Source organism: Brevibacillus panacihumi (genome assembly GCF_003710985.1).
Lineage (GTDB): Bacteria > Bacillota > Bacilli > Brevibacillales > Brevibacillaceae > Brevibacillus > Brevibacillus panacihumi.
Map to the genome: position 1 here is coordinate 18,396 of NZ_RHHT01000060.1, position 22,056 is coordinate 40,451.

At 50.1% G+C, this 22,056-nt stretch carries 22 protein-coding genes and 1 riboswitch; of the genes, 15 read left to right on the forward strand and 7 right to left on the reverse strand.

What is annotated here, in order from left to right; all coding sequences use genetic code 11:
* The first annotated feature begins 219 nt into the window (after nt 1–219).
* From EDM58_RS21590 to EDM58_RS21605, 4 genes are all read left to right on the forward strand, one after another.
* Nucleotides 220–1,173 (forward strand): ABC transporter permease, encoded by a 954-nt coding sequence (locus tag EDM58_RS21590; protein ID WP_023559203.1) that lies wholly within the window; start codon nt 220–222, stop codon nt 1,171–1,173.
* 5 nt (nt 1,174–1,178) lie between these two features.
* Entirely contained in the window at nt 1,179–2,120 is a 942-nt protein-coding gene (locus EDM58_RS21595) for an iron chelate uptake ABC transporter family permease subunit (protein ID WP_122915187.1), read from the forward strand.
* A complete protein-coding gene (locus EDM58_RS21600; RefSeq protein WP_023559205.1) occupies nt 2,117–2,875 on the forward strand; it encodes an iron ABC transporter ATP-binding protein in 759 nt (252 codons plus the stop codon). Before EDM58_RS21595 ends, EDM58_RS21600 begins: the two co-directional genes overlap by 4 nt.
* A gap of 85 nt (nt 2,876–2,960) precedes the next feature.
* Entirely contained in the window at nt 2,961–3,953 is a 993-nt protein-coding gene (locus tag EDM58_RS21605; protein WP_122915170.1) for a siderophore ABC transporter substrate-binding protein, read from the forward strand.
* A 60-nt stretch (nt 3,954–4,013) separates the two neighbouring features.
* Here the strand turns inward: EDM58_RS21605 and EDM58_RS21610 are convergent, their stop codons facing one another.
* The 6 genes from EDM58_RS21610 to EDM58_RS21635 all read right to left on the reverse strand — a co-directional run bounded on the left by EDM58_RS21610 (nt 4,014) and on the right by EDM58_RS21635 (nt 8,157).
* Entirely contained in the window at nt 4,014–4,592 is a 579-nt protein-coding gene (locus EDM58_RS21610; RefSeq protein ID WP_122915171.1) for a YdcF family protein, read from the reverse strand.
* Nucleotides 4,593–4,707: 115 nt separating this feature from the next.
* Nucleotides 4,708–5,007: a YxcD family protein gene (locus EDM58_RS21615; protein ID WP_122915172.1), complete on the reverse strand. Its 300-nt coding sequence runs from the start codon at nt 5,005–5,007 to the stop codon at nt 4,708–4,710.
* A complete protein-coding gene (locus EDM58_RS21620) occupies nt 4,995–5,450 on the reverse strand; it encodes a hypothetical protein (RefSeq protein WP_122915173.1) in 456 nt (151 codons plus the stop codon). The genes EDM58_RS21615 and EDM58_RS21620 overlap by 13 nt, the downstream gene beginning before the upstream one ends.
* A 148-nt stretch (nt 5,451–5,598) precedes the next feature.
* Nucleotides 5,599–6,261 carry a methionine ABC transporter permease gene (locus EDM58_RS21625; protein ID WP_122915174.1) on the reverse strand — a complete coding sequence of 221 codons (663 nt, stop codon included), beginning with the start codon at nt 6,259–6,261 and terminating at the stop codon, nt 5,599–5,601.
* Nucleotides 6,261–7,298 carry a methionine ABC transporter ATP-binding protein gene (locus tag EDM58_RS21630; protein WP_122915175.1) on the reverse strand — a complete coding sequence of 346 codons (1,038 nt, stop codon included), beginning with the start codon at nt 7,296–7,298 and terminating at the stop codon, nt 6,261–6,263. The genes EDM58_RS21625 and EDM58_RS21630 overlap by 1 nt, the downstream gene beginning before the upstream one ends.
* A gap of 34 nt (nt 7,299–7,332) precedes the next feature.
* Complete coding sequence (locus EDM58_RS21635; RefSeq protein ID WP_122915176.1) at nt 7,333–8,157, reverse strand: MetQ/NlpA family ABC transporter substrate-binding protein; 825 nt, start codon at nt 8,155–8,157, stop codon at nt 7,333–7,335.
* 156 nt (nt 8,158–8,313) lie between these two features.
* Nucleotides 8,314–8,416: riboswitch (SAM riboswitch) on the reverse strand.
* Between the two features lie 232 nt (nt 8,417–8,648).
* Here EDM58_RS21635 and EDM58_RS21640 point away from each other — a divergent pair.
* From EDM58_RS21640 to fumC, 10 genes are all read left to right on the forward strand, one after another.
* Nucleotides 8,649–9,020, forward strand: coding sequence for a DUF2294 domain-containing protein (locus tag EDM58_RS21640; RefSeq protein WP_122915177.1), 372 nt, complete (start codon nt 8,649–8,651; stop codon nt 9,018–9,020).
* Between the two features lie 164 nt (nt 9,021–9,184).
* The gene (locus tag EDM58_RS21645; RefSeq protein ID WP_122915178.1) at nt 9,185–10,261 is read left to right on the forward strand and encodes an ABC transporter substrate-binding protein; all 1,077 of its coding nucleotides are present in this window, start codon (nt 9,185–9,187) and stop codon (nt 10,259–10,261) included.
* A gap of 75 nt (nt 10,262–10,336) precedes the next feature.
* Nucleotides 10,337–11,266, forward strand: coding sequence for a nucleoside hydrolase (locus tag EDM58_RS21650; RefSeq protein ID WP_122915179.1), 930 nt, complete (start codon nt 10,337–10,339; stop codon nt 11,264–11,266).
* Nucleotides 11,267–11,292: 26 nt separating this feature from the next.
* On the forward strand, nt 11,293–12,114 hold the full coding sequence (locus EDM58_RS21655) for an ABC transporter permease (protein ID WP_122915180.1): 822 nt from the start codon (nt 11,293–11,295) through the stop codon (nt 12,112–12,114).
* Nucleotides 12,115–12,120: 6 nt separating this feature from the next.
* The gene (locus EDM58_RS21660) at nt 12,121–12,909 is read left to right on the forward strand and encodes an ABC transporter permease (RefSeq protein WP_023559218.1); all 789 of its coding nucleotides are present in this window, start codon (nt 12,121–12,123) and stop codon (nt 12,907–12,909) included.
* 15 nt (nt 12,910–12,924) lie between these two features.
* On the forward strand, nt 12,925–13,986 hold the full coding sequence (locus EDM58_RS21665) for an ABC transporter ATP-binding protein (RefSeq protein WP_122915181.1): 1,062 nt from the start codon (nt 12,925–12,927) through the stop codon (nt 13,984–13,986).
* An 18-nt stretch (nt 13,987–14,004) separates the two neighbouring features.
* Nucleotides 14,005–15,714: an adenine deaminase gene (locus EDM58_RS21670; protein ID WP_122915182.1), complete on the forward strand. Its 1,710-nt coding sequence runs from the start codon at nt 14,005–14,007 to the stop codon at nt 15,712–15,714.
* Between the two features lie 147 nt (nt 15,715–15,861).
* Entirely contained in the window at nt 15,862–17,220 is a 1,359-nt protein-coding gene (locus EDM58_RS21675; RefSeq protein WP_122915183.1) for an MATE family efflux transporter, read from the forward strand.
* A gap of 160 nt (nt 17,221–17,380) precedes the next feature.
* Nucleotides 17,381–18,064 (forward strand): MgtC/SapB family protein, encoded by a 684-nt coding sequence (locus EDM58_RS21680; protein ID WP_122915184.1) that lies wholly within the window; start codon nt 17,381–17,383, stop codon nt 18,062–18,064.
* A 130-nt stretch (nt 18,065–18,194) separates the two neighbouring features.
* Entirely contained in the window at nt 18,195–19,583 is a 1,389-nt protein-coding gene (gene fumC / locus EDM58_RS21685) for a class II fumarate hydratase (RefSeq protein ID WP_122915188.1), read from the forward strand.
* A gap of 67 nt (nt 19,584–19,650) precedes the next feature.
* Here fumC and EDM58_RS21690 read toward each other — a convergent pair whose 3' ends face one another.
* On the reverse strand, nt 19,651–19,956 hold the full coding sequence (locus EDM58_RS21690) for a putative quinol monooxygenase (RefSeq protein ID WP_122915185.1): 306 nt from the start codon (nt 19,954–19,956) through the stop codon (nt 19,651–19,653).
* Between the two features lie 155 nt (nt 19,957–20,111).
* Between EDM58_RS21690 and recQ the strand changes: the two genes are divergently transcribed.
* Nucleotides 20,112–21,887, forward strand: coding sequence for a DNA helicase RecQ (gene recQ, locus EDM58_RS21695; RefSeq protein ID WP_122915186.1), 1,776 nt, complete (start codon nt 20,112–20,114; stop codon nt 21,885–21,887).
* Nucleotides 21,888–22,056: the final 169 nt, after the last annotated feature.

Consider the following 22,056-nt stretch of genomic DNA (forward strand, 5'->3'; position numbering starts at 1 on the left):
ACGAAAACAGCCACTGCCCCAAGCTGGTAGTGGCTGTTTTCATGATGATTCGCGACGAAATGGGCTGGAATTGAAAAAAAGACTTTAACATCTTATTTGAAAGTGCTAATATAACTACTGTAAGATCTTAATTGAGAATGAATATCGCTATTACTGATAATGAATCTCTTTATTAATGGGGAGCATATCCAAAATACCGTGGAATTTCGGGGAAGAACTATGAAGCTTAGATACCTGCTTGTAACGCTTATCCTATTATCCTTTGTCTCCCTGTTTATCGGGGTCAAGGACATATCGCCGCTGGACTTGTTTGACTTGACAGAAGAGTCCACGCAAATCTTGTGGATCAGTCGCATTCCGCGGTTAGTCAGCATTATCATTGCCGGGATCAGCATGAGTATTGCAGGTCTGATCATGCAGCAGCTTACGCGCAACAAGTTCGTCTCTCCGACGACTGCGGGGACGGAGGACTCGGCGCGTTTCGGGATCCTGGTCGCCATGATGCTGTTCACGGACGCTCCACCGCTGCTTCGTTTGCTTGTTGCTTTCGTTTTTGCGCTGCTGGGAACGTATATCTTCATGAAGATCCTGGATCGCGTAAAGTTCAAGGACACCATTTTCATTCCCTTGGTGGGGTTGATGTTTGGAAATATCGTAGGCTCGATTACGACGTTCTTTGCCTACAAGTACGATCTGCTCCAGAATATCGGTTCATGGCTGCACGGAGATTTCTCTTCGATCTTGAAAGGCAACTACGAAATCCTGTACATCAGCATCCCGCTCGTCATCATTGCCTATCTGTTTGCCAACAGATTCACGATTGCCGGCATGGGTGAAGAGTTTTCCATCAACCTGGGGCTCAATTACAAGCAGGTTGTCAATATCGGATTGACGATTGTAGCGATGGTCACCTCCGTGGTGATTCTCACGGTAGGAACGATTCCGTTTCTCGGGTTGATCATCCCGAACATCGTCACACTCTACCTGGGAGACAACCTGAAAAAGAGCCTTGTGCATACCGCTTTGCTCGGAGCCGTCTTTGTCCTGTTCTGTGACATTCTGGGCCGCCTGATCATTTTTCCATACGAAATCTCGATTGGCTTGATGGTAGGCGTCATCGGCAGCGGAATTTTCATTTTCTTACTTATGAGAAGAAGGGCCTATGAACAATGAAAGCAATGAAAACGAAAATCGGAGTTCTCGCACTCGTTGCCATTGTCCTGATCGCCATCTTTATGCTGATCGATGCTGGCGGCAACTGGGACTATGTCCTGCCTAGACGATTTAAGAAGATCCTGGCGATCATTCTTACCGGAAGCGTCATCGCGATCTCTACCGTTATCTTTCAAACCATTACCAACAACCGGATTTTGACGCCGAGCATCATCGGACTGGACTCGCTCTACATGTTTATCCAGACCTTCGTGATCTTTTTCCTGGGCTCGGCGAGCAAGACGGCGATGGATAAAAACCTCAACTTCGTTCTCTCGGTGGGTCTGATGATCCTCTTCGCAGCACTCCTCTACAAGGTGCTGTTCAAGCGAGAGGGAAGGAACATCTACTTCCTGCTATTGATCGGGCTCATCTTCGGCACGTTGTTCAACAGTCTCGCGTCGTTCTTGCAGGTGCTGATCGATCCCAATGAATTTATGATCTTGCAGGACAGAATGTTTGCCAGCTTCAATAATGTGAACACCGATTTGCTGGTTATCAGTTGTGTGTTAGTCCTCGGAATCATCTTGTACCTCAGGCCATTCCTGAAGTATTTGGATGTATTGTCACTGGGGCGGGATGACGCGATCAATCTGGGAGTCGATTACGACTACGTTGTGAAGCGCCTGTTGATTGTCATCGCGATTCTCGTATCGATTGCCACCGCGTTGGTAGGGCCGATCACCTTCCTGGGACTGCTCGTCGCCAACGTCGCCTACCAGTTTATGAAGACCTACCGGCACTCTTACTTGCTTTTCGGCGCTTCGTTGATCAGCATCATCGCATTGGTAGGCGGACTCTTGATTGTCGAGAGAGTCTTTACGTTCTCGACGACCATCAGCGTCATTGTCAACTTCATCGGCGGGGTTTACTTCATTTATCTTCTGCTAAAGGAGAATAAGGCATGATAGAAGTAAGAAATGTCTCAAAACGCTACAGCAACAAATACGTCGTGGAAGATGTTTCCCTGAAGATTGCCAAGGGAAAAATCACGTCCTTCATCGGGCCGAATGGTGCGGGGAAAAGTACCCTGCTGTCCATGATCAGCCGGCTGTTGACGAAGGATCAGGGTGAGATTCTGTTGGAGGGACAGGAGATCAGCAAAACCAAGAGTCAGGAGCTGGCGAAAAAGATCTCCATTCTGAAACAATCGAATCACATTTCGATCCGATTGACGATTCGGGAGCTGGTCAGCTTTGGGCGTTTCCCTTACTCGCAAGGAAACCTCACCAAAGAGGATTGGAAGCATGTCGATGAGGCCATTCGCTACATGGAACTGGAGGACATCCAGCACAAGTTCCTGGACCAATTGAGTGGCGGACAAAAACAACGTGCCTACATCGCGATGGTCATCGCTCAAAACACAGAGTACATACTCTTGGATGAGCCGTTGAACAACCTGGATATGAAACACTCGGTCCAGATCATGAAAGTGCTTCGTCGGCTGGTAGATGAGCTGGGCAAGACCGTCGTCATCGTCATCCATGATATCAACTTTGCTTCTTGCTACTCCGACTATATCGTCGCATTGAAAGACGGCAAGGTGATCGAGGAAGGTTCGACAGACAAGATTATCAACTCGCAGATTTTGAAAGATGTCTACGATATGGACATCCAGATCGAGGACATCGACGAGAACCGCATTTGCGTCTATTATGCTTAGTTAAAATTATTTTGTTGGCGTACGGTTTTCGGCGTCAGCAATAATTTTAAATAAAAAATTTCATAAATCCCTAGAGGTGATAGAAGTGAAGAAAAAAATGACCATGCTGTTGATGACGGGATTGCTGGCTGTGTTTGCAGCTGCATGCGGTTCCGCCAATACAGCGACAAATCCAGCACCAGCAGCCAACACAAACACAGAGGCTCCGCAAACCAACGCAGCAGCTCCAGCAGCGGAGGAACTGACCATCAAGCATAAACTGGGTGAAGCGAAGATTAAGAAGAACCCGCAAAACGTCGTAGTCTTTGACTTTGGGGTATTGGATTCCCTCGACCGACTGGGTATTGAGGTAACAGGCGTACCGCAAGCCAATATTCCTCCGTATCTGAAAAAATACGAGGATGCCAAATACAAAAATGCAGGTGGCTTGAAAGAGCCTGATTTTGAAAAAATCAATGCCATGAAGCCAGATGTCATTCTGATCTCCGGAAGACAGCAAGAGGCTTACGAAGAGCTGAACAAAATCGCGCCAACCATCTTCTTGGGTGTCGATACGACCAAATACATGGAATCCTTTACTGAAAACATGAAGACACTCGGAACCATCTTTGGCAAAGAAGCTGAAGTGGATGCCGAGCTGGCGAAAATCGATGACAGCATCAAGCAGCTGAAAGAGAAAACAGCAGCAGCCCAAGATAAAAAAGCATTGATTATCCTGACGAACGAAGGCAAAATCAGTGCCTACGGCCCAAGCTCCCGCTTCGGTATTCTGCATGACGTGTTTGGCTTTGCCCCTGCTGATGACAAGATCGAAGTATCCACACATGGACAAAGCGTATCCTATGAGTATGTAGCAGAGAAAAACCCTGACTATCTGTTTGTCATCGATCGCAGCGTTGTCAATGCCGCTGATACGACAGGCAAGCAACTGGTTGAAAACGAGCTGGTAAAAGGCACGAAAGCATTTAAAGACGGAAATGTGATCTATCTGGATCCAAACTACTGGTACCTTTCCGGCGGCGGTCTGGAATCCACTTCTCAAATGGCGGCCGAAGTGCTGAAAAACGTAAAATGGTAGGCTGATGAAGCCTCATGATCGTGATGTCCCCTCTCGCAGTGAAAGCTGCGACAGGGGACATTATTGTTTTAGCAGGTATTGATAATAAGCAAAAAATTCTCTGAATAGCGAATAGAGATCCCGCCATTCCAAATACTCTGCATGTGCCGAATAGACAGGAGCGAAGTCGGCCTGGGCAAAGGCGAGCTTTGTCCTACTGATATGGTAAAACTGCGTAATCACCATGACCGACTCGAGTCCGTGGTCATCCAGAATTTTTCGGGTATTCAGCGCGGTCATTCTCGTGTTTACGCCCCTATTGTCCGTGATGATCCTGTCGCTCGGTATCCCTTTTTGCACGAGGTAACCCTTCATCACCTCTGCTTCATCAAAGCCTTCCATGCCGACTCCGCCACTGACCAGAATGTACGGAAAATACCCTTCTTGATAAAGCTGTGCAGCCTTATCCAAACGGTATCGCAACCTCTCCGACGGCGTCCCGTCCAGCTCCACTTTGTTGCCCAATACGACGCCTACATCGACTTTTTGGAGGTCATCTTGAAACCCGTCCAGGCTCACGAGCAGGACGTGAATAACAAACCAGGCAAGCAACAGGCAGACGACTTGAACGGTTCTTTTTTGAAACAGGAATTTGAGCATGTTATACCCTTTTTACCTTTTTTCGAAATAGTTGGTATTTCCATTGTATCAAAAAAAGCTGTCCCCCGGCCATTTGCATGACCTTTTGGGACAGCCTCTATGATGGAATCAATCGTTAGCCTCGATAAGTGACGTGTGCCATGATGCCTTCTTCTTCATCCAGAACCAGCTCGATGCCGGCCGTATAAGGGTTGAGCTGCATCTGAGTCTCCAGGTAGTAACGAATCGCTTCAATCAGATTGATCTCGATGAAAACCTGCTTTCTGCCCAAGGAGTACACCTCTGCGGAAAAGCCGTATTCCTCATCCCACATCAGCTCGACTTCCACGTCCTGGGGTTGAATCTGTTTTTTACTCGCCACATGAATGCAAATGGCGTTGATCAGATGTTCTTCAGCGAAGATTATTTTTTCCATGGGTTTGGTTCCTGCTTCTGTGTGCGTTGTGTTTTGAAATAAACAATGATTTTACGGATCAGCACGACGATCGCCAGAACCGCCAGCAAGTTGATCATGAGGCCAAGGATTTCACCCAAAGCGCCCATGCTGCCGAACAAGCCGCCAAACAGCAGGCCAGCCAAACCGCCCAGCATGAGACCTTTCATAAAGCCGCCGCCCATGAAACCGCCAGCCTTGTTTGTTGTTGCGGCTGCAGGAGCGTTGGATGGCGTGGATGTCTTATTGGTTGGAGAGTTCACACCGGAATTTGTCGTGCCAGGTGTTTGTGTATTCGTTGGTGTTGTATTCGAGAATGATTTTTTGCCCGACTTGTATCCTTTTGCATCGGCATGATCGTATTGGAAGCCGGCAGGAGCAAGTACAAGCATAAACGCAACCAGTATCATGATGAGTTTTTTCATCTATCAGGTAGCCCCTCTCTGTTTGTCTAGCTTACTTATAAGTCTACACGAATATGATGGGTGGTGACAATGAAACATTTCGTGAAAATTTTGCCGTAGCAAAAAACCCCTAACGCAAGGTTAGAGGTTTTCGCTTGGAATTAGGATACTAGGCATTCTTTTTCAATTTTTTCGCTGCCCAGTTGCCGAGAGATTGAATGGCCTGAACCATTATGATCAGAATCACGACTGTAATCAGCATCACTTCAATATCCCATTGCTGATAACCGTAACGCAATGCCAGGTCACCCAGACCCCCTGCACCGACAGCACCTGCCATCGCGGTAGCGCCGATCAGACCGATAGTGGCAATCGTCAAGCACAAGACGATTCCTGGTCTGGCTTCGCGCAGCATGATGCGGAAGATGATTTGCGTACGGGAAGCGCCCATCGCTTGGTACGCTTCGATAACTCCTCGGTCGACATCCAGCAGCGCTGTTTCCATCAGACGCGCGATGTACGGCGCAGTGTATACGATCAATGGGACGATCGCCCCTTCAATCCCGATCGAGGTTCCGACGACCAATTCCGTAAAGGGAATAATCGCGACCATCAGGATGATGAACGGCAGCGAGCGTACGATGTTGATGATCACATTCAGGATGTGGAACAGTGTCTTGTTCGGGAAAAGGTGATTGCCCTGTGTCACCACGAGCAATATGCCCAAAGGAATTCCGATCACGGTAGCAATGAACAAGGAGACGCCTACCATGATGACGGTCTCTTCCAAGGATTTCGTAAATAAAGGGATCATCTCGACTAAACGGTCCATTATCTGGCTGCCTCCTCTCGTGTCACGATATCCACTTTGTATACGGATTGTCGCAAGAATTCAATGCCTTCCTGTACGGCCTTCTCTTCGCCGGAGATGTGCAAAAGCAGAATGCCCAGCGCAGTTCCCTTGATGGACGTGATCGAACCGTACAGCAGATTGGTTGTCACCGGGAAACGCGCCGACAGATTGCCCAGGACGGGATCGAGTGCGGCATCACCGCGAAAAGCGACGCGAAGGATTTTGGCAGCAGGACCGCTCGGCTTGATGTTGGACAAAATTTCTGCGGGAACTTCATCGTCGAAAATCGTTTTGATAAAGTTGCGCGTCGTCGGTTGTTGCGGATTGCTGAATACGTCCAGCACGGAGCCCTGTTCGATAACCTGTCCGTTCTCCATGATCGCGACACGGTCGCAAATCTTTTTAATCACTTGCATCTCGTGCGTGATCAGGACGATAGTCAGATTGAACTGGCGATTGATGTCCAGCAGCAGATCCAGGATCGATTCGGTGGTTTGCGGGTCGAGCGCTGAAGTCGCTTCGTCGCAAAGCAGAATTTCCGGATCAGTAGCGAGCGCGCGGGCGATCCCGACGCGCTGCTTCTGACCCCCGGACAACTGGGAGGGATAAGAGTTCGCCTTATCTTCCAGGCCGACGAGTCGGAGCAAATCCTTCACTTTCTTTTCAATGACATTCTTCGGCACTTTGTTCATGCGCAGAATCTCTGCTACGTTGTCATAGACATTATAGGAAGAAAGCAGATTGAAGTGTTGGAAGATAATCCCGATCTTCTTGCGCGCCTGGCGAAGCTCGCTTTCCTTCAGCGACAGCATATCCTGACCATTGACGACTACTGAGCCGCTTGTTGGCTTTTCGAGCAGGTTGATCGTTCGCAGAAGGGTGCTTTTCCCCGCGCCGCTAAAACCAATCACTCCGAAAATTTGACCTTTCTCTACGTTCAGTGATACGCCCTTCAAGGCTTCAACCTGTTTGTTTCCCACCTTGTACGTCTTGTGGATCTCTGTTAGCTGAATCATCTATCCAGTCTCCTTGCTGTGCGAATTTCCTGTATTACCAGGACGGGAGGACAGCTCCATCGAAGTGTTCCTCAATAAACTTCTTCACTTCTTCAGAACGGTAAGCTTCAATCAGTTTTTTAATGGCAGGATTATCTTTATTCGGTTCGTTTACGGCGATTACGTTCACATAAGGTGAATCAGATGTCTCAGAGAAGATCGAATCTTTCTTCGGAGAATAGCCGGCCGACATGGCGAAGTTCGTATTGATGCTCGCCAGCTCTACGTTTCCAAGGGAACGTGCCAGGAAAGCGGCTTCCAGTTCTTTGAATTCCAGGTTTTTCGGATTCTCGATGATATCCTGCGGAGTAGCATTATCCCCTACTCCTTCTTTTAGTTTGATCAATCCAGCAGCTTCGTATAGCTTCAGAGCGCGAGCGCGGTTGGATGGGTCGTTCTGGATACCTACGACGCCTCCTTCAGGAACATCCGCTACATTTTTATGCTTGGTGGAGTAGAGTCCCATCGGAAAGGTAACCGTTTTGTCTGCTATGACGATTTTGGTCTTGTGGTCAGCATTGAATTTATCGAGGAAAGGAATGGTTTGGAAGCTGTTGGCATCCAGGTTTCCTTTATCGAGCGCTTGGTTTGGCTGTACATAGTCATTGAAAACCACAACTTCTACTTCCAGTCCCTTTGCTTGCGCTACTTCTTTTACCTTGTTCATGATTTCTTCGTGCGGTCCTGCCGTAACGCCAACCTTTACTTTTGTCTGTTCAGCGGCTGCTCCTGCCGGGGCAGCTTCTTCCTTTGCTCCGCAACCTGTCAGCAATGCGGCAGCGAGCAGAAATGATGAAAGCAAAAAACCTGTCTTTTTCAATGTAGTTCTCCCCTTTTTCTTTTTGTCTATATTATTTGAAACAATGAAGCCACAAAGATCAGAGGTTTTTTGCTTTGCACATCACATTGCACATCAAAAAACCTCTTCTTGAAAAGAAGAGGTCACTAGACAACACGAAAAAAGTCGCTGCTTCCTCTCTTATCTTCCGGAATGATTTCCGCTGGAATTGGCACCATATCCGCATGGATAGGTTGCCGAGGTTTCATTGGGCCAGTCCCTCTACCTCTCTCTATAAGAGATGTTTGGTGATATGAAATTGGCGTGAAGAAAAAACTTATATTCTCACTTGGTTAGTTGGATTATATATGGAAAATTTATATCTGTCAAACCTTTTCTTCAAAAGATGAATATTAACAGCATGGCCCTCCAAGAAAAAGAAGCAAAATACGAATATTCTATTGAAAATGATGATTATCATATGTATAATGAGGGAGTGGAAAAGCCTGAAAAGTTATCTTGCAGGTGATGTCATGACTATACAGGACAATAGCGAAAGCAGAAAAAAGCTATCTCATCTGTATAACGAGATAGCCAAGGAGTTGTTCGGGTTTGGGACAACTCTCCTGAGAGTAACGATTGACGGCAACCTGATTACCTTCCAGGCCAAGCACCGGCGTTCACCCCGTTCAGCAGCATTGGAAGGAGAAGCGCCCGCGCTCAAGCTGGAAGTAGATTTTCGCATGTCCCTTCTCTATAAAAAAAGGTTGAGGGAACGTCTGGAAGAAGAACTGGGCTTGCAGATGGAGGCTGTATTGCGTGATTATGACGCAGCAACTCAGTGGGCGATCACGAACATCATTTTGTCGGATGCAAATGAAAATGAGAATACTTTGAATGGATGACTGGGATTTTTTCTTTTGATTCATCTTAAGGAAAGACCCGGTATTCGATCAAACAGATGTGCTTCTCTTTGTTTACGAAGAAAAGTGCTCTTGTTTAGAAGGAATTTTTCTAACCAAGGGTACTTTTCTTTTCTTTATTTACCAAAAAATGGGGGTCATATCACATGAAAAAGCTTTTTACATCATTACTTTCCGTTTCCGCCCTTTCGCTGGCGCTGGCAGGCTGTGGCGGGGGAGAACAAACCCAGCCAGCAGGGGAGAATGGCGAAGCTTCAAAAGGAGCGCCAACCAAATTGGTCATCTCCACTTGGGGTTTCTCGGAGGACTTCTTCCGCAAAGAGATTTATGAGCCATTTGAAAAAGAGCATAACGTCGAGATCGTATTGGAGATCGGAAACAACGCCGAACGCCTGAATAAGATTCGCCAGGGCAGTTCTTCTGTAGACTTGATCTACCTCTCCGACTACTATGCGCAACAAGGAATCGATGCCGGAGTGTTTGAAAAGATTGACCGCAGCCGCATTCCCAACCTGAATGAAATTTACGACATCGCCAAAGCTCCCCTCGGGGAAGATTACGGCCCTGCGTATACCATCGGTCAATTCGGCATCGCCTATAATCCGAATCTGGTCAAAACCGAAATCAAATCCTGGGCAGATCTGTGGAATCCAGAGTTGACCGGCAAGCTGACATTGCCGAACATCACTTCCACGACTGGACCGATGATCCTGGATGCTGCCTCGCTGGTAGCGGGGAACCAAAGCTTCAATGAGGATCAGGCTTTCGCCAAAATGAAAGAGATCAACAGCGGAGTTGTCAAATACTACGACAAAACCTCTGAGTACGTGAATATGTTCACCCAGGAAGAGATTGCAGTAGGCCCGATCATGGAAATGTACTTCAAAGACATCCAGGCTGCTGTGCCAGAGGCAAAATTCGTCTCTCCTGAAGAAGGCGGATACGCTGTCATGAATACCGTCAATATCGTGAAGGGCAGCAAAAACAAAGAGCTTGCCGAAGACTTTATCAACTACCAGCTGAGCAAGGAAGTTCAAGAGAAGGCGGCAAAAGCCAAAGTAGACTCTCCTGTAAACAAGACGCTTTCCCTGACTGACGAAGAAGCCAAGGGCATTACCTATGGCGAGGAAACCATCAGCAAATTGCGCAAGCTAGACATGAAAGCAGTCAACGAGAAATCCAAAGCATGGATTGACCGTTGGAACCGTGAAATCGTTCAATAAGCACGGGGAATCGAAAAAGCAAGGGTATAGCGAAACCGTATATACCCTTGCTTTTTTTAAAAAGGAGGTTGGCGTATGAAAAAGATCGTCTTGGATGTGGATACGGGGGTAGATGATGCGCTGGGCATCATGCTGGCTGTCAAAAGCGGTGCATGTGATGTGCTGGGAATAACGACGGTAAACGGCAATGTCTCCTTGGCCAAGGCTACGGAGAATACCTGCAAAATCCTGGACTTCCTGCAAGCCGGACAAGAAATTCCGGTGATACGCGGAGCATCCCGCCCATTGCTGCGCCACGTCTATTTTGAACATCGGATTCACGGGGAGGATGGTCTGGGAGGCGCGTTGCGCGATATGCAGGCCGATACCAAGCCGCAGGAAGGCTTTGCCCCGGATTTTATGATTGAGCAAGTAAAAAAGCATCCCGGTGAAGTGACGTTGATCATGACCGGTCCCCTGACCAACCTCGCTTTGGCTGTCAGCAAATACCCCGAGCTGGTCCACCAGGTCCAGGAAGTGATTTTCATGGGCGGGGTCGTAAAGGAGCACGGCAATGTCACTCCGACAGCCGAGTACAACATGTATGTAGATCCTGAAGCCGCCAAGGTCGTATTTCACGCCGGTTTTCCCTCGCTTACGATGGTTGGCCTCGATGTGACGCGCAGGGTATTGCTGCATGAATCCCATATCCAGGAGTTGGGTGAGACTCCGATGGCTGCTTACGTGAGACAAAGCACATCGGAATACACGCAGCGGTACTTTGAGCGAAATGGCGTTCGTGCCTGCGCTCTGCATGATCCGCTGGCAGTCGCAGTGGCGCTCTTCCCGGAGCTGGTGGCTACGCAGAAGCTGTACGTCGACGTGGAGACAAAAAGCGAGTTGTGCGATGGGCAGACGGTCTGTGATTTTCAGAACCGGCTGATGAAAGAGCCGAACATGAACGTGTGTCTGGACGTGGATGCAGAAGCCTTTTTTGATCAGTTTATCCGCGTGCTGAAAGCCTGACGATACCGCGAACAGGAGTTAAAGCGATGAAAAATAAGGGCATGTATCTGTTGTTGCTACCTGGCGTCCTGTTTTTGACGCTGTTTCTGGTCATTCCGATCGTGATGACCATTGCTTCGACCTTCTACCAGGAAGGCAGCTTTACTGTACAAGGCTATTTTACCTTCCTTACTGATCCGTACAATTTGAAAATCCTGTGGACGACGCTGCGAGTCAGCCTCGTCACAACGATTGCCTGCATTCTGCTCGGTTTTCCCGCAGCGTATTACATCTCCAAGCTGGGAGCGCGTAAAAAAGGCATTCTGCTGGCTTTGGCGATCTTCCCGCTGCTCACCAGCTCAGTCGTCCGTTCCTTCAGCTGGATGATCATCCTCGGGAAAAAAGGGCTGCTCAACAGCTCCCTCCTCTCGATCGGACTGATTGAAAAGCCGCTGGAGATCTTGTATACCCCGACTGCGATGATGATCGGGTTGATCCACCTGTTTTTGCCGCTGATCATCATCACGCTGGTAGGTGTCATGGAGAATATCGACCCCGATCTGCTGAAAGCGGCGGAAAGTCTCGGCGCTTCCCGGTTTACAGCGTTTCGCCAAGTGATATTGCCCTTGAGCATGCCGGGCCTGATTATCGGCAGCATTCTGGTCTTCGTCGGCAGTCTCACTGCCTATACGACACCTGCCTTGCTGGGAGGAAAACAAGGCGTCATCTCTACGTTCCTGTACCAGAATGCGATTACCTTGAACGATTGGCACATGGCATCGGTGATCGCGACGATCATGATCGTGATTACGTTTGTGGTGATTGGCCTGATGAATAAAATCGCGACGAAATTAAATCCGAAGGGGTAGAAGGGTATGCAGGAAAAAAATCGCGGGTTGGCCCTGTTTACACTTCTGGTGTTCGTTTTCTTGCTCGGGCCGCTCGTCATCATTTCGTTTACGTCATTTGAACCTGGCACAGTCTTGAAGTTCCCGCCGGAGGGCTTCTCCTGGCGCTGGTACGAAAACATTTTTGAAGTGAAGATGTTCATGACAACCTTTGGCACGTCCATGTTCGTCTCGCTGGTAGGGAACCTGCTGGCCTTGCTGCTGGGTGTTCCGGCGGCATACGCATTAAGCCGCTTTCAGTTCAAGGGAAAAGGGCTGCTGAACGCCGTCTTCATCTCCCCTGTCCTGATTCCGGGCATTGTCATGGGTTTTGCGATGCTCAAGTACGTGATCATTACCTACAATTTGCCGATCTATGCGGGGCTGTTGATCGGGCATACCGTGATCATGCTCCCGTTCATCATCCGGGTAGTGGCCTCGAGCTTGTCCAACTTCGACTTCGCGATCGAGGAAGCAGCGCTCAGTCTGGGAGCCGGGAAGGTCGAGACGTTTTTCAAGGTCGTGCTGCCCAATATCCGTTCAGGCATCATAGCAGCGATTCTGATTGCCTTTCTGGAATCGTTCAACAACGTGGATATCTCGGTCTTTATGACGGGGCCTGGGGTTAGTACACTGCCGATCCAGATGCTCACTTACGTGGAAAACAACTTCGATCCGACGATTGCCGCTCTTTCGGTGCTGCTCATGATCATTACTGCGATCCTGATGTTCATCATTGAGCGCATGATGGGGCTTTCCTACTTTACAAAACGGTAACGGAGGCATGAAAACATGGCATTGCTCACGCTGGAAAACGTATCGGTTGCCTACGACAATCAGTACATTTTAAAAGACTTCAACCTGAATATTGAAAAAGGCCAGCTTATTTCCCTCCTGGGCCCGAGCGGCTGCGGCAAGACGACGACCTTGCGTCTCATCGCAGGGTTCCTGGAAGCGAAGGACGGCCGCTTCTTATTTGATGGAAAAGACTATACGCGTGTACCGGTCAACAAGCGCAATTTCGGCTTTGTATTTCAAAGCTATGCCTTGTTTCCGCACATGTCTGTGTTCGACAACGTCGCGTTCGGACTTCGTTTGCGCAAGGTCAGCGAGACAGAGGTAAAGCAGCGGGTCGAGCAGATCCTGGATGTCGTCAGTCTGGCAGGCTTTGAAAAACGCTTCCCCAAGGAGCTGTCCGGCGGGCAGAGACAGCGTGTAGCCATCGCCCGGGCGCTGGTCATTCAGCCTGACCTCTTGCTGTTTGACGAGCCTTTGAGCAACCTGGACGCCAATCTGCGGGTCAATATGCGCGTCGAGATTCGCCGCATCCAGCAAGAGCTAGGGATTACCACGGTCTACGTTTCCCATGACCAGGAGGAGTGCTTCTCCATCTCGGACCGCGTGGCCATTATGAATAAAGGCGTCATCGAGCAGCTGGATGATCCGGCGACGATTTTCAAATATCCCAAAACGGAATTTATCGCGCGCTTTATCGGCTTCAACAACTTCATTACATTCGGGGAGCGCACCGAACAGGATGGCGAGATCGAGCTTCGGGTGGGCGGTCATCGTTTCGCAGCTACCCACAACCCGGGTACAGCGAACGCCCAGGCCAAAAAATGCGCGATGCGACCGGATGACCTGATTGTGACGACAGAAGCGCAAGCCGATCTGGAGACAAATCGCTTGCCGGGGACAGTGAAGATCAGCACGTTTTTGGGCCGGAGCTATCAATATGTGGTCGAGACTGATCTCGGAGATTTCACAGTCAATCAGGAAATGGAGACCCCGTACAAAAGCGGGCAGACCGTTCACCTGCTTTTCCCTAAAGACAAAATGGTGCTGGTGGACTAACGACAGGAGTGGTTTTGCATGAAAGTAGATTTGCTGATTCAGGATGTGCGTGTCTTTAACAGCTATTTGAAAACATTCATTGCAGGCAACGTCGCGGTCCTGGACGGAAGATTTCTCTATATCGGGCAGCGCGGTACGGATACCTTTGAGGCCTCTTCCATTTTGGCAGGGGAAGGCCGGTACTTGATCCCGGGCCTGGTGGACATCCACCTGCATATCGAAAGCACGATGGTCACTCCAGAGACCTTTTCATATGGACTCATCCAAAACGGCGTAACGACGATTGTGCCAGAGCCGCATGAGATGGCCAATGTATTCGGAATCGAGGGGATCAAGGAGATGATCCGGGCGAGCCGCGAATGCGTCGTCGATATGAAATACGCGATTCCCAGCTCGGTGCCAGCTACTTCGATGGAAACGACCGGGGGAGCCATCGAGATCGCGGACATCGAGGACCTGCTGCAAAACGAGTCGATGATCTGCATGGGCGAGATCATGAACTACGTGGATGTGATCACCGATCCCGACTGCAAGACCAACCAGATTTTGAACTACTTGCGCAATAACTATCCGGATCTTGTCATCGAGGGCCATGTTCCCAAGCTGCTTGATCTGGACCTGCACAAAATGCTTTACGCTGGTGTGGACTCTGACCATACGCATCAGACTGTAGAGGGCATGGAAGCGAGAATCAGTGCCGGCATGTTCATCGAGGTGCAGGAAAAATCGATGACCCCGGAAGTCATTTCGTATTTGATCGAACATGATGTGGCAGAACATTTTTGCTTCGTGACCGATGATGTGATGACGGACTCGCTGTATAATCGGGGACATTTGAACCACCTCGTGAAAAAGGCGATCCAGATGGGCATGCCGCCGGAGCGGGCGATCTACGCCAGTACATTTACGCCTGCGCGTCGAATGAAAATGCATGACCGCGGCGCGATTGCGCCAGGCAAAATTGCCGATTTCCTGCTGGTCTCAGACCTGGAGCAGTTCACAATCGAACAGGTGTATAAAAACGGGAAAAAGGCGTATGATGCTCGCGAGGACTACGTGCAGTCGCCCCAGCCCAAGCAATTCCCGGAGCATTTTTACCGGAGCGTGCGCTTGGAGCCGCTGCGCGAATCCGATTTTCATGTAAAATGCGATGTGCCGGATAACCGTTACCCTTGTCGCGTGATGCTGGTGCAGGATGGCTCCACGTTTACCGAGGATCATCGCGGAATCGTGGAGGTGCGTGAAGGGGAATTGTGCTGGGAAGAGAGTCCGTACGCTCTGATCGCGGTATTCGAGCGCTATGGCAAGAACGGCAATCGCGGCTACGGCTTGATCAGCGGGGATACGATCAAGCGCGGGGCGGTCGCGACGACGTACTCGCATGACAACCACAATCTATTGGTCGTCGGCCACAATCCGCTCGATATGATGGTGGCAGCCAATGAAGTAATCAAAATGCAGGGGGGCTTCGTCGTCGTCGAGAACGGCCAGGTGAAGGCGAGTCTTCATTTGCCGGTAGGCGGCATTCTGACGGAAGAGCCGCTGGAGAAGACGGCGAAGGAAGTCGAGCAGCTGCGCCGGGCGATGGAGGAACTGGGTTATCAGCATTACAACCCGATCATGTCGATTTCGACGCACTCCTTGCCGGTCAGCCCTGCCTTGAAAATCACGGATCTGGGCTTGATCGACGTCAATGCCGGAAAAGTAGTTCCGCTTCTGCTGATGTAAATAGATCGCTTCATGAAGCCGTCAGGTGTGGCATCGCCTGGCGGTTTCTGCTGTCCAAATGTTCCCTATTGTATGGTTGCGTGCCTCCTGATATAATTTACCATTAAATATTTTCACGGGCTTGCCGTGGTGAGGAAGTATAAAGCCATGATTGAAACTTTTTCTTTGTCAGCGAAATGGCGGCAATTCTTTACTGTCTTGCTGCCTATTTTGGTCTCGCAATTAGCCCTGTTTTCGATGACATTCTTCGATACGATCATGTCAGGACATGCAAGTCCGGTTGATTTGGCGGGTGTAGCCATCGGTGCGAGCCTATGGGCGCCGGTTCAGGCGGGTTTGACGGGGATCTTGATGGCTGTGATGCCGATGGTTGCCCAGATGGCGGGGGCGGACAAGAAAAACGAGGTGCCGTTCACCGTCATGCAGGCCTTGTACGTGGCGATCATCATTTCGGCTGTTGTCATTGTGGTTGGAGCGTTAACCCTCAATTCGCTTCTCAACATGATGCAGTTGGAGCCGCAAGTGCGGCAGATCGCGCATGATTTCCTTTTTGCGATTGCGATTGGCATCGTGCCGTTATTCTTGTATACGGTCATTCGCTGTTTTATCGATGCCTTGGGAGAGACACGAATTACGATGGTGATCACGCTGATCTCCTTGCCGATCAACGTCGTGCTGAATTATTTTCTAATTTTTGGTAAATTCGGCTTTCCGCGCTTGGGCGGCGTTGGAGCGGGGTATGCTTCGGCGATCACGTACTGGTGCATTTTTCTCATCAGTCTCTATGTTGTGAAGCGTGTATCGCCTTTTGTAGAGTTCGGCCTGTTTACCAAGCTGTATCGCTTTTCTATGAGCGCGGGGCGAGAATTGCTCAAGCTGGGCCTGCCAATCGGCTTTTCCATTTTCTTTGAAGTAAGCATTTTTGCCGCTGTTACCCTGCTGATGAGTGAATACAACACCGTGACGATTGCGGCGCATCAGGCGGCGATGAATTTTGCCTCCTTTATCTATATGGTGCCGATGAGCATCTCCATGTCGTTGACGATTCTGGTCGGCTTTGAGGTCGGAGCGAAGCGGTTCCGTGATGCCCGACAATACAGCTATTTAGGGATCGGCAGCGCTGTTGTCCTGGCCTTGTTGTTCGCGGTCATCCTGTACGTTTTCAATGAGCAGGTCGCAGGCTTTTATACGACGGATGTCCAAGTGCTTCATCTGACCCAGAGCTTCCTGATGTACTCCATCCTGTTCCTGATTTCGGATGCGGTAGCTGCGCCAATTCAGGGGGTGTTGCGGGGGTACAAGGATGTTACGGTTCCTTTTGTGGTGGCACTGGTCTCGTACTGGGTCATCGGCTTGCCGCTTGGGTATGTACTGGCGCAGTACACCTCCTTTATGGCTTACGGGTACTGGATCGGGCTGATTTCAGGCTTGGCGGCCGGTGCGATCTTCCTCTTCGGACGTCAGCTGCGGCTGCAAAAACGAATGATTCGCGAGACGGCCACATAAATATGAGAATGATAACTGATGGAAAATCTCAGTTCATGGGATTTTCCTTTTTTCGTATGAAGGGAATCAAGCATGTTTACAATATGCCTGAAATATACGTATACTTGTTATAGTGATGTAAGAAAAACTAACATGACGGTAGAGGAAGGAGAAGAAGCAGATGACGTTTGATCTTGATTTTTTATTGAAGCTGGGTGTCGCACTTTTTTTAGGATTATTAATTGGCGTAGACAGACAGCTCAAGCATAAGCCGCTTGGTGTCAAAACAAGCATGGTCATATCCGTAGCCAGTTGTCTGATTACGATCGTCTCGATCCAATCCGTGCCACGCTTCTCCATGCCTTCCGGAACGAATATGGACGCGATGCGCCTCGCTGCCCAGATTGTCAGCGGCGTCGGTTTTCTCGGGGCAGGCGTGATTCTGCGCAGAAGCAATGACGTGATCTCCGGACTGACCACCGCCTCGATGGTATGGGCTGCCTCTGGATTGGGAATTGCGGTAGGGGCAGGCTTTTATTTTGAAGCAGTATCTGCGACTCTTCTCATTATCCTGGCGATCAACGTATTCCCGCTGATTCTCAGATGGCTGGGTCCCAGTTCGCTGCGGCAAAGAGACCTGTCACTCAAAATCGTAGTGCTGGAACACGGGGATTTGGATATGGTATTCAAACAAATTAAACATCTGGACATGCAGGTGAAACGGGTAAAAGTAAAGGATGTCGAGAACGGACAGAAAAAGCTGGAGATGATGATTACCGCACCGGAAGATACGTATACCACGGATATTTACAGCTCGCTCAAGCATGTAGACCACATCGCTTCCGTGGAAGTGGAGAGCAGATAACTGTAAAATGGACGAGGACCGATTGCAGCCCAAGGAAAGGCGGATCGGTCTTTCTTCTATGGTTCGTGATTCCCGACAGGCAAAAGCTGGGCATGATAAAGCGGAGAATACCAAAGAAAGGGGATATAACATGGATTACCGCATCGAGAAGGATACACTGGGTGAGATGAAGGTACCGGCAGACAAATTATGGGGCGCGCAAACCCAGCGCAGCTTGCAAAACTTCCGCATCGGCAGCGAGAGGATGCCATTGGAGGTCGTCCGTATGCTTGCTGTATTGAAAAAAAGCGCTGCGCTCGCCAACCATAAGCTGGGCAAGCTGGATGAGGAGAAGGCGAAAGCAATCGTAGCTGCTGCAGATGAAGTGATCGCCGGGAAGTGGGATGAGCATTTTCCGCTTGTCGTCTGGCAGACGGGCAGCGGTACCCAATCAAACATGAATGTCAACGAGGTGATTGCGCACCGAGCCAACCAACTGCTGGAGCAAGCCGGAAGCTCGGCGCGGATTCATGCGAATGACGACGTAAACAAGTCGCAAAGCTCCAACGATACGTTTCCTACCGCGATGCACATGGCGGCATTGGTGGCAGTCGAGGACCAGGTCCTGCCCGCGTTGGCCAGACTGCAAGAGACCCTGCAAAAGAAGAGCTCCGCGTTCATGGATATTATCAAGATCGGCCGCACCCATCTGCAGGATGCCACTCCGCTGACATTGGGGCAGGAGATCAGCGGCTGGGTCCGCATGCTGGATAAATGCGGACAGATGATCCGGGAGAGTGCGAACTACCTGCGAGAGCTGGCGATCGGCGGGACCGCCGTCGGTACGGGAATCAACGCACATCCTCGTTTTGGCGAGATGGTGGCGGAGGAGATCAGTCAGCAATTGGGCAAGACCTTCCAGACGGCAATCAATAAATTCCACGCTCTCACCAGCCACGACGAGCTGGTATATGTACACGGTGCCTTCAAGGCGCTGGCGGCTGACCTGATGAAGATCGCCAACGATGTGAGATGGCTGGCAAGCGGCCCGCGCACAGGCATCGGCGAGATCACCATTCCGGCCAATGAGCCGGGCAGCTCGATCATGCCAGGCAAGGTAAACCCGACTCAAAGCGAAGCCATGACGATGGTCTCCTGCCAAGTGATGGGCAACGATGCGGCGATTGGTTTTGCCGCCAGCCAGGGCAATTTTGAGCTGAATGTATTCAAGCCTGTCATCATAGACAATTTCCTGAAGTCTGCGCGACTGCTCACGGACGCGATGCATTCCTTTACCGAGAATTGCGCTGTCGGCATCGAGCCAAATCTGGCGGTCATCGAGCGCAATCTGAAGAACTCGCTCATGCTTGTTACGGCTTTGAATCCGCACATTGGCTACGAAAATGCCGCCTCCATCGCCAAGCTGGCCCACAAGGAAGGCTTGACGCTAAAAGAAGCGGCGATCAAAAGCAATCTGTTGACCGAGGAGCAGTTCGATCAAATCGTAAGACCTGAGCAGATGATCCATCCAAAGGAATGACAGGACACAAAAAACGCTTGGATTCGATACAATCCAGGCGTTTTTTCGTTGCCGAAAGCAAGCTGCCCTACAGCCCTTTTCCGCCTCGTGGCTGTAAGGTGCTGATTCTCTCGATCCCGGTAATGATTGGTTTTGCACGTTTTATCAAGGTTTGGGTAGATTCAAGAGTCAGGGAGGCTTGATGGGCATGTTCACTTTTCCAGACTTCATATACGTATACAGCATTTGGTTCATCGTTGGAGACATTTACGAGATATAAAAGGCATTCGTCCAGACTCTTCATGGATTCCGTTGCTTCCAACAGAATTTTCACTAATGTGTCACGTTCGCCTTCTTTTGCAGTAAACTTGCCAAACAGCCCAAATTCACTCATATTTGCCCTCCTCTACTGATCTTTCTATCTATTCTATCCTATTTCCCATTTCCCCCCAATACGGCCCTTTTGCCCTTGAACCCTTGTTTTGTTCCAAATGTGACGAGTACACTAGAAAAGACTAACGACAAATAAGTATAGAGAAGGTGATTCTCTTGTTAGATAGAGCAGAAGCGGTTTTGCAGAAATATTTCGGTTATCCGACGTTTCGGGAAGGCCAAAAGAAAATCATCACCAGCTTGCTGGAAGGCCGCGACACAGTCGGCATCATGCCGACAGGCGGAGGAAAGTCCATCTGCTACCAGGTCCCGGCTATGCTTTTCGACGGAGTAACGATCGTCATCTCCCCGCTGATCTCTCTGATGAAGGATCAGGTGGACGTGCTGGTCAGCATGGGGATACCCGCTACGCAGATCAACAGCACCTTGAGCTACGGCGAGGTGCGGGATCGACTGAGACAAGCAGCCCGCGGCGAGTATAAGCTCCTCTATATCGCGCCAGAGCGGCTTGAATCGGACTCTTTCCAGACGTTGATCGAGGAGGTTCCCATCTCCTTTGTGGCGGTAGACGAGGCGCACTGCGTCTCCCAATGGGGGCATGATTTCCGGCCGAGCTATCTGGAGATCGCCCGTTTTCTGGACTCGCTGCCGCAGCGTCCTGTCGTGGCTGCGTTGACCGCTACTGCGACACCTGAGGTTACAGCGGACATCAGACGCCAGTTGTCTTTGAGGGACGAGCAACTTTTCATTACAGGCTTTGGCCGGAACAATTTGAACCTGTCAGTCCGCCGTGGAGAAAACCGCCGCGATTTCATCTACGAGTATCTGCGCGCCCATCGCCAGCAGGCGGGGATCATCTATGCGGCTACCAGGAAAGACGTCGATGCCTTGCATGCCGATCTGCACAAGCGCGGCTTTTCCGTCACCAAGTACCACGCAGGTCTCACCGAGGAAGAACGCGCGCAGAACCAGGAAGCTTTTCTCTTCGACGACGTGCGCACAATGATCGCCACCAATGCGTTTGGCATGGGCATCGACAAATCCAACGTCCGCTATGTAATTCACTACAACATGCCGAAAAATCTGGAGGCGTACTACCAGGAAGCAGGCCGCGCCGGACGGGATGGAGAACCAAGCGAATGCGTCTTGTTGTTCCAGCCCCAGGATATCCAGACCCAGACGTTCTTCATCGAACAAAACGTCTTGTCCGACGAACGAAAAGAACATGAGTACAAAAAGTTGTATGCGATGATCGATTACTGCCGCACCCCGCGATGCCTGCAGCAGTACATCGTCCACTACTTCGGCGATACAGCGGCGGAAGAATGCGGCCGCTGCGGCAATTGTACGGATGACCGCGAGCTGGCAGACATCACATTGGAAGCGCAAAAAATCTTCTCCTGCGTAAAGCGGATGAGGGAGCGCTTCGGTGCCTCACTTGTGGCCCAAGTGCTGAAAGGCTCCAAAAATAAAAAAGTGACGCAATTTTCCTTTGACCAGCTGCCTACCTATGGCGTGATGAAGGAGTACAAGGAAAAAGAGATAGTCGATTTGATCCAGCTTCTGATTGCGGAAGGCTATCTGCAAGTAACTGAAAGCCAGTACCCGATCCTTAAGCTCGGGGAGCGGGCATTGCCGGTCCTGCGCGGCGAAGAGCAAGTCTGGCAGAAAATCGTCATTCGCCCCGTCCAGCAGACGGAAGACGACACCTTGTTCGAGCAATTGCGCTCTTTGCGTAAAGAAATCTCGCAGCGCGAGGGTGTCCCTCCTTATGTCATCTTCCACGACAGCACCTTGCGGGAAATGAGCAGTCTTTGCCCGACCGACAAACAAGCCATGCTCCAGGTAAAAGGTGTCGGGGAAGCGAAGTACGAGAAGTACGGTGAACTCTTTTTGGAGTGCTTGCAGAATTACGTGGCACAAAAGGTGTAAATAAAGGGACTGTTGGGCGTAATGCCTCAACAGTCCTCCATGAGAAGCCCGCAAATGGTAGAAGGGGGACCAGGAGAAGCTGGTCGAGGAAAAAGGGAAAATAAGCGAAAGGCATTTGGGATCTTGACCCAGGCGGAGCGGAAAAGGCGGAACACGTTTTCAGCGGCAA

Excerpts from the sequence above, each read along its gene's own strand:
- EDM58_RS21590 (WP_023559203.1), top strand. The coding sequence starts at position 220 with ATGAAGCTTAGATACCTGCTTGTAACGCTTATCCTATTATCCTTTGTC.
- EDM58_RS21595 (WP_122915187.1), top strand. The coding sequence starts at position 1,179 with ATGAAAACGAAAATCGGAGTTCTCGCACTCGTTGCCATTGTCCTGATC.
- EDM58_RS21600 (WP_023559205.1), top strand. The coding sequence starts at position 2,117 with ATGATAGAAGTAAGAAATGTCTCAAAACGCTACAGCAACAAATACGTC.
- EDM58_RS21610 (WP_122915171.1), bottom strand. The coding sequence starts at position 4,592 with ATGCTCAAATTCCTGTTTCAAAAAAGAACCGTTCAAGTCGTCTGCCTG.
- EDM58_RS21615 (WP_122915172.1), bottom strand. The coding sequence starts at position 5,007 with ATGGAAAAAATAATCTTCGCTGAAGAACATCTGATCAACGCCATTTGC.
- EDM58_RS21620 (WP_122915173.1), bottom strand. The coding sequence starts at position 5,450 with ATGAAAAAACTCATCATGATACTGGTTGCGTTTATGCTTGTACTTGCT.
- EDM58_RS21625 (WP_122915174.1), bottom strand. The coding sequence starts at position 6,261 with ATGGACCGTTTAGTCGAGATGATCCCTTTATTTACGAAATCCTTGGAA.
- EDM58_RS21630 (WP_122915175.1), bottom strand. The coding sequence starts at position 7,298 with ATGATTCAGCTAACAGAGATCCACAAGACGTACAAGGTGGGAAACAAA.
- EDM58_RS21640 (WP_122915177.1), top strand. The coding sequence starts at position 8,649 with ATGACTATACAGGACAATAGCGAAAGCAGAAAAAAGCTATCTCATCTG.
- EDM58_RS21645 (WP_122915178.1), top strand. The coding sequence starts at position 9,185 with ATGAAAAAGCTTTTTACATCATTACTTTCCGTTTCCGCCCTTTCGCTG.
- EDM58_RS21650 (WP_122915179.1), top strand. The coding sequence starts at position 10,337 with ATGAAAAAGATCGTCTTGGATGTGGATACGGGGGTAGATGATGCGCTG.
- EDM58_RS21655 (WP_122915180.1), top strand. The coding sequence starts at position 11,293 with ATGAAAAATAAGGGCATGTATCTGTTGTTGCTACCTGGCGTCCTGTTT.
- EDM58_RS21660 (WP_023559218.1), top strand. The coding sequence starts at position 12,121 with ATGCAGGAAAAAAATCGCGGGTTGGCCCTGTTTACACTTCTGGTGTTC.
- EDM58_RS21665 (WP_122915181.1), top strand. The coding sequence starts at position 12,925 with ATGGCATTGCTCACGCTGGAAAACGTATCGGTTGCCTACGACAATCAG.
- EDM58_RS21670 (WP_122915182.1), top strand. The coding sequence starts at position 14,005 with ATGAAAGTAGATTTGCTGATTCAGGATGTGCGTGTCTTTAACAGCTAT.
- EDM58_RS21675 (WP_122915183.1), top strand. The coding sequence starts at position 15,862 with ATGATTGAAACTTTTTCTTTGTCAGCGAAATGGCGGCAATTCTTTACT.
- EDM58_RS21680 (WP_122915184.1), top strand. The coding sequence starts at position 17,381 with ATGACGTTTGATCTTGATTTTTTATTGAAGCTGGGTGTCGCACTTTTT.
- fumC (WP_122915188.1), top strand. The coding sequence starts at position 18,195 with ATGGATTACCGCATCGAGAAGGATACACTGGGTGAGATGAAGGTACCG.
- EDM58_RS21690 (WP_122915185.1), bottom strand. The coding sequence starts at position 19,956 with ATGAGTGAATTTGGGCTGTTTGGCAAGTTTACTGCAAAAGAAGGCGAA.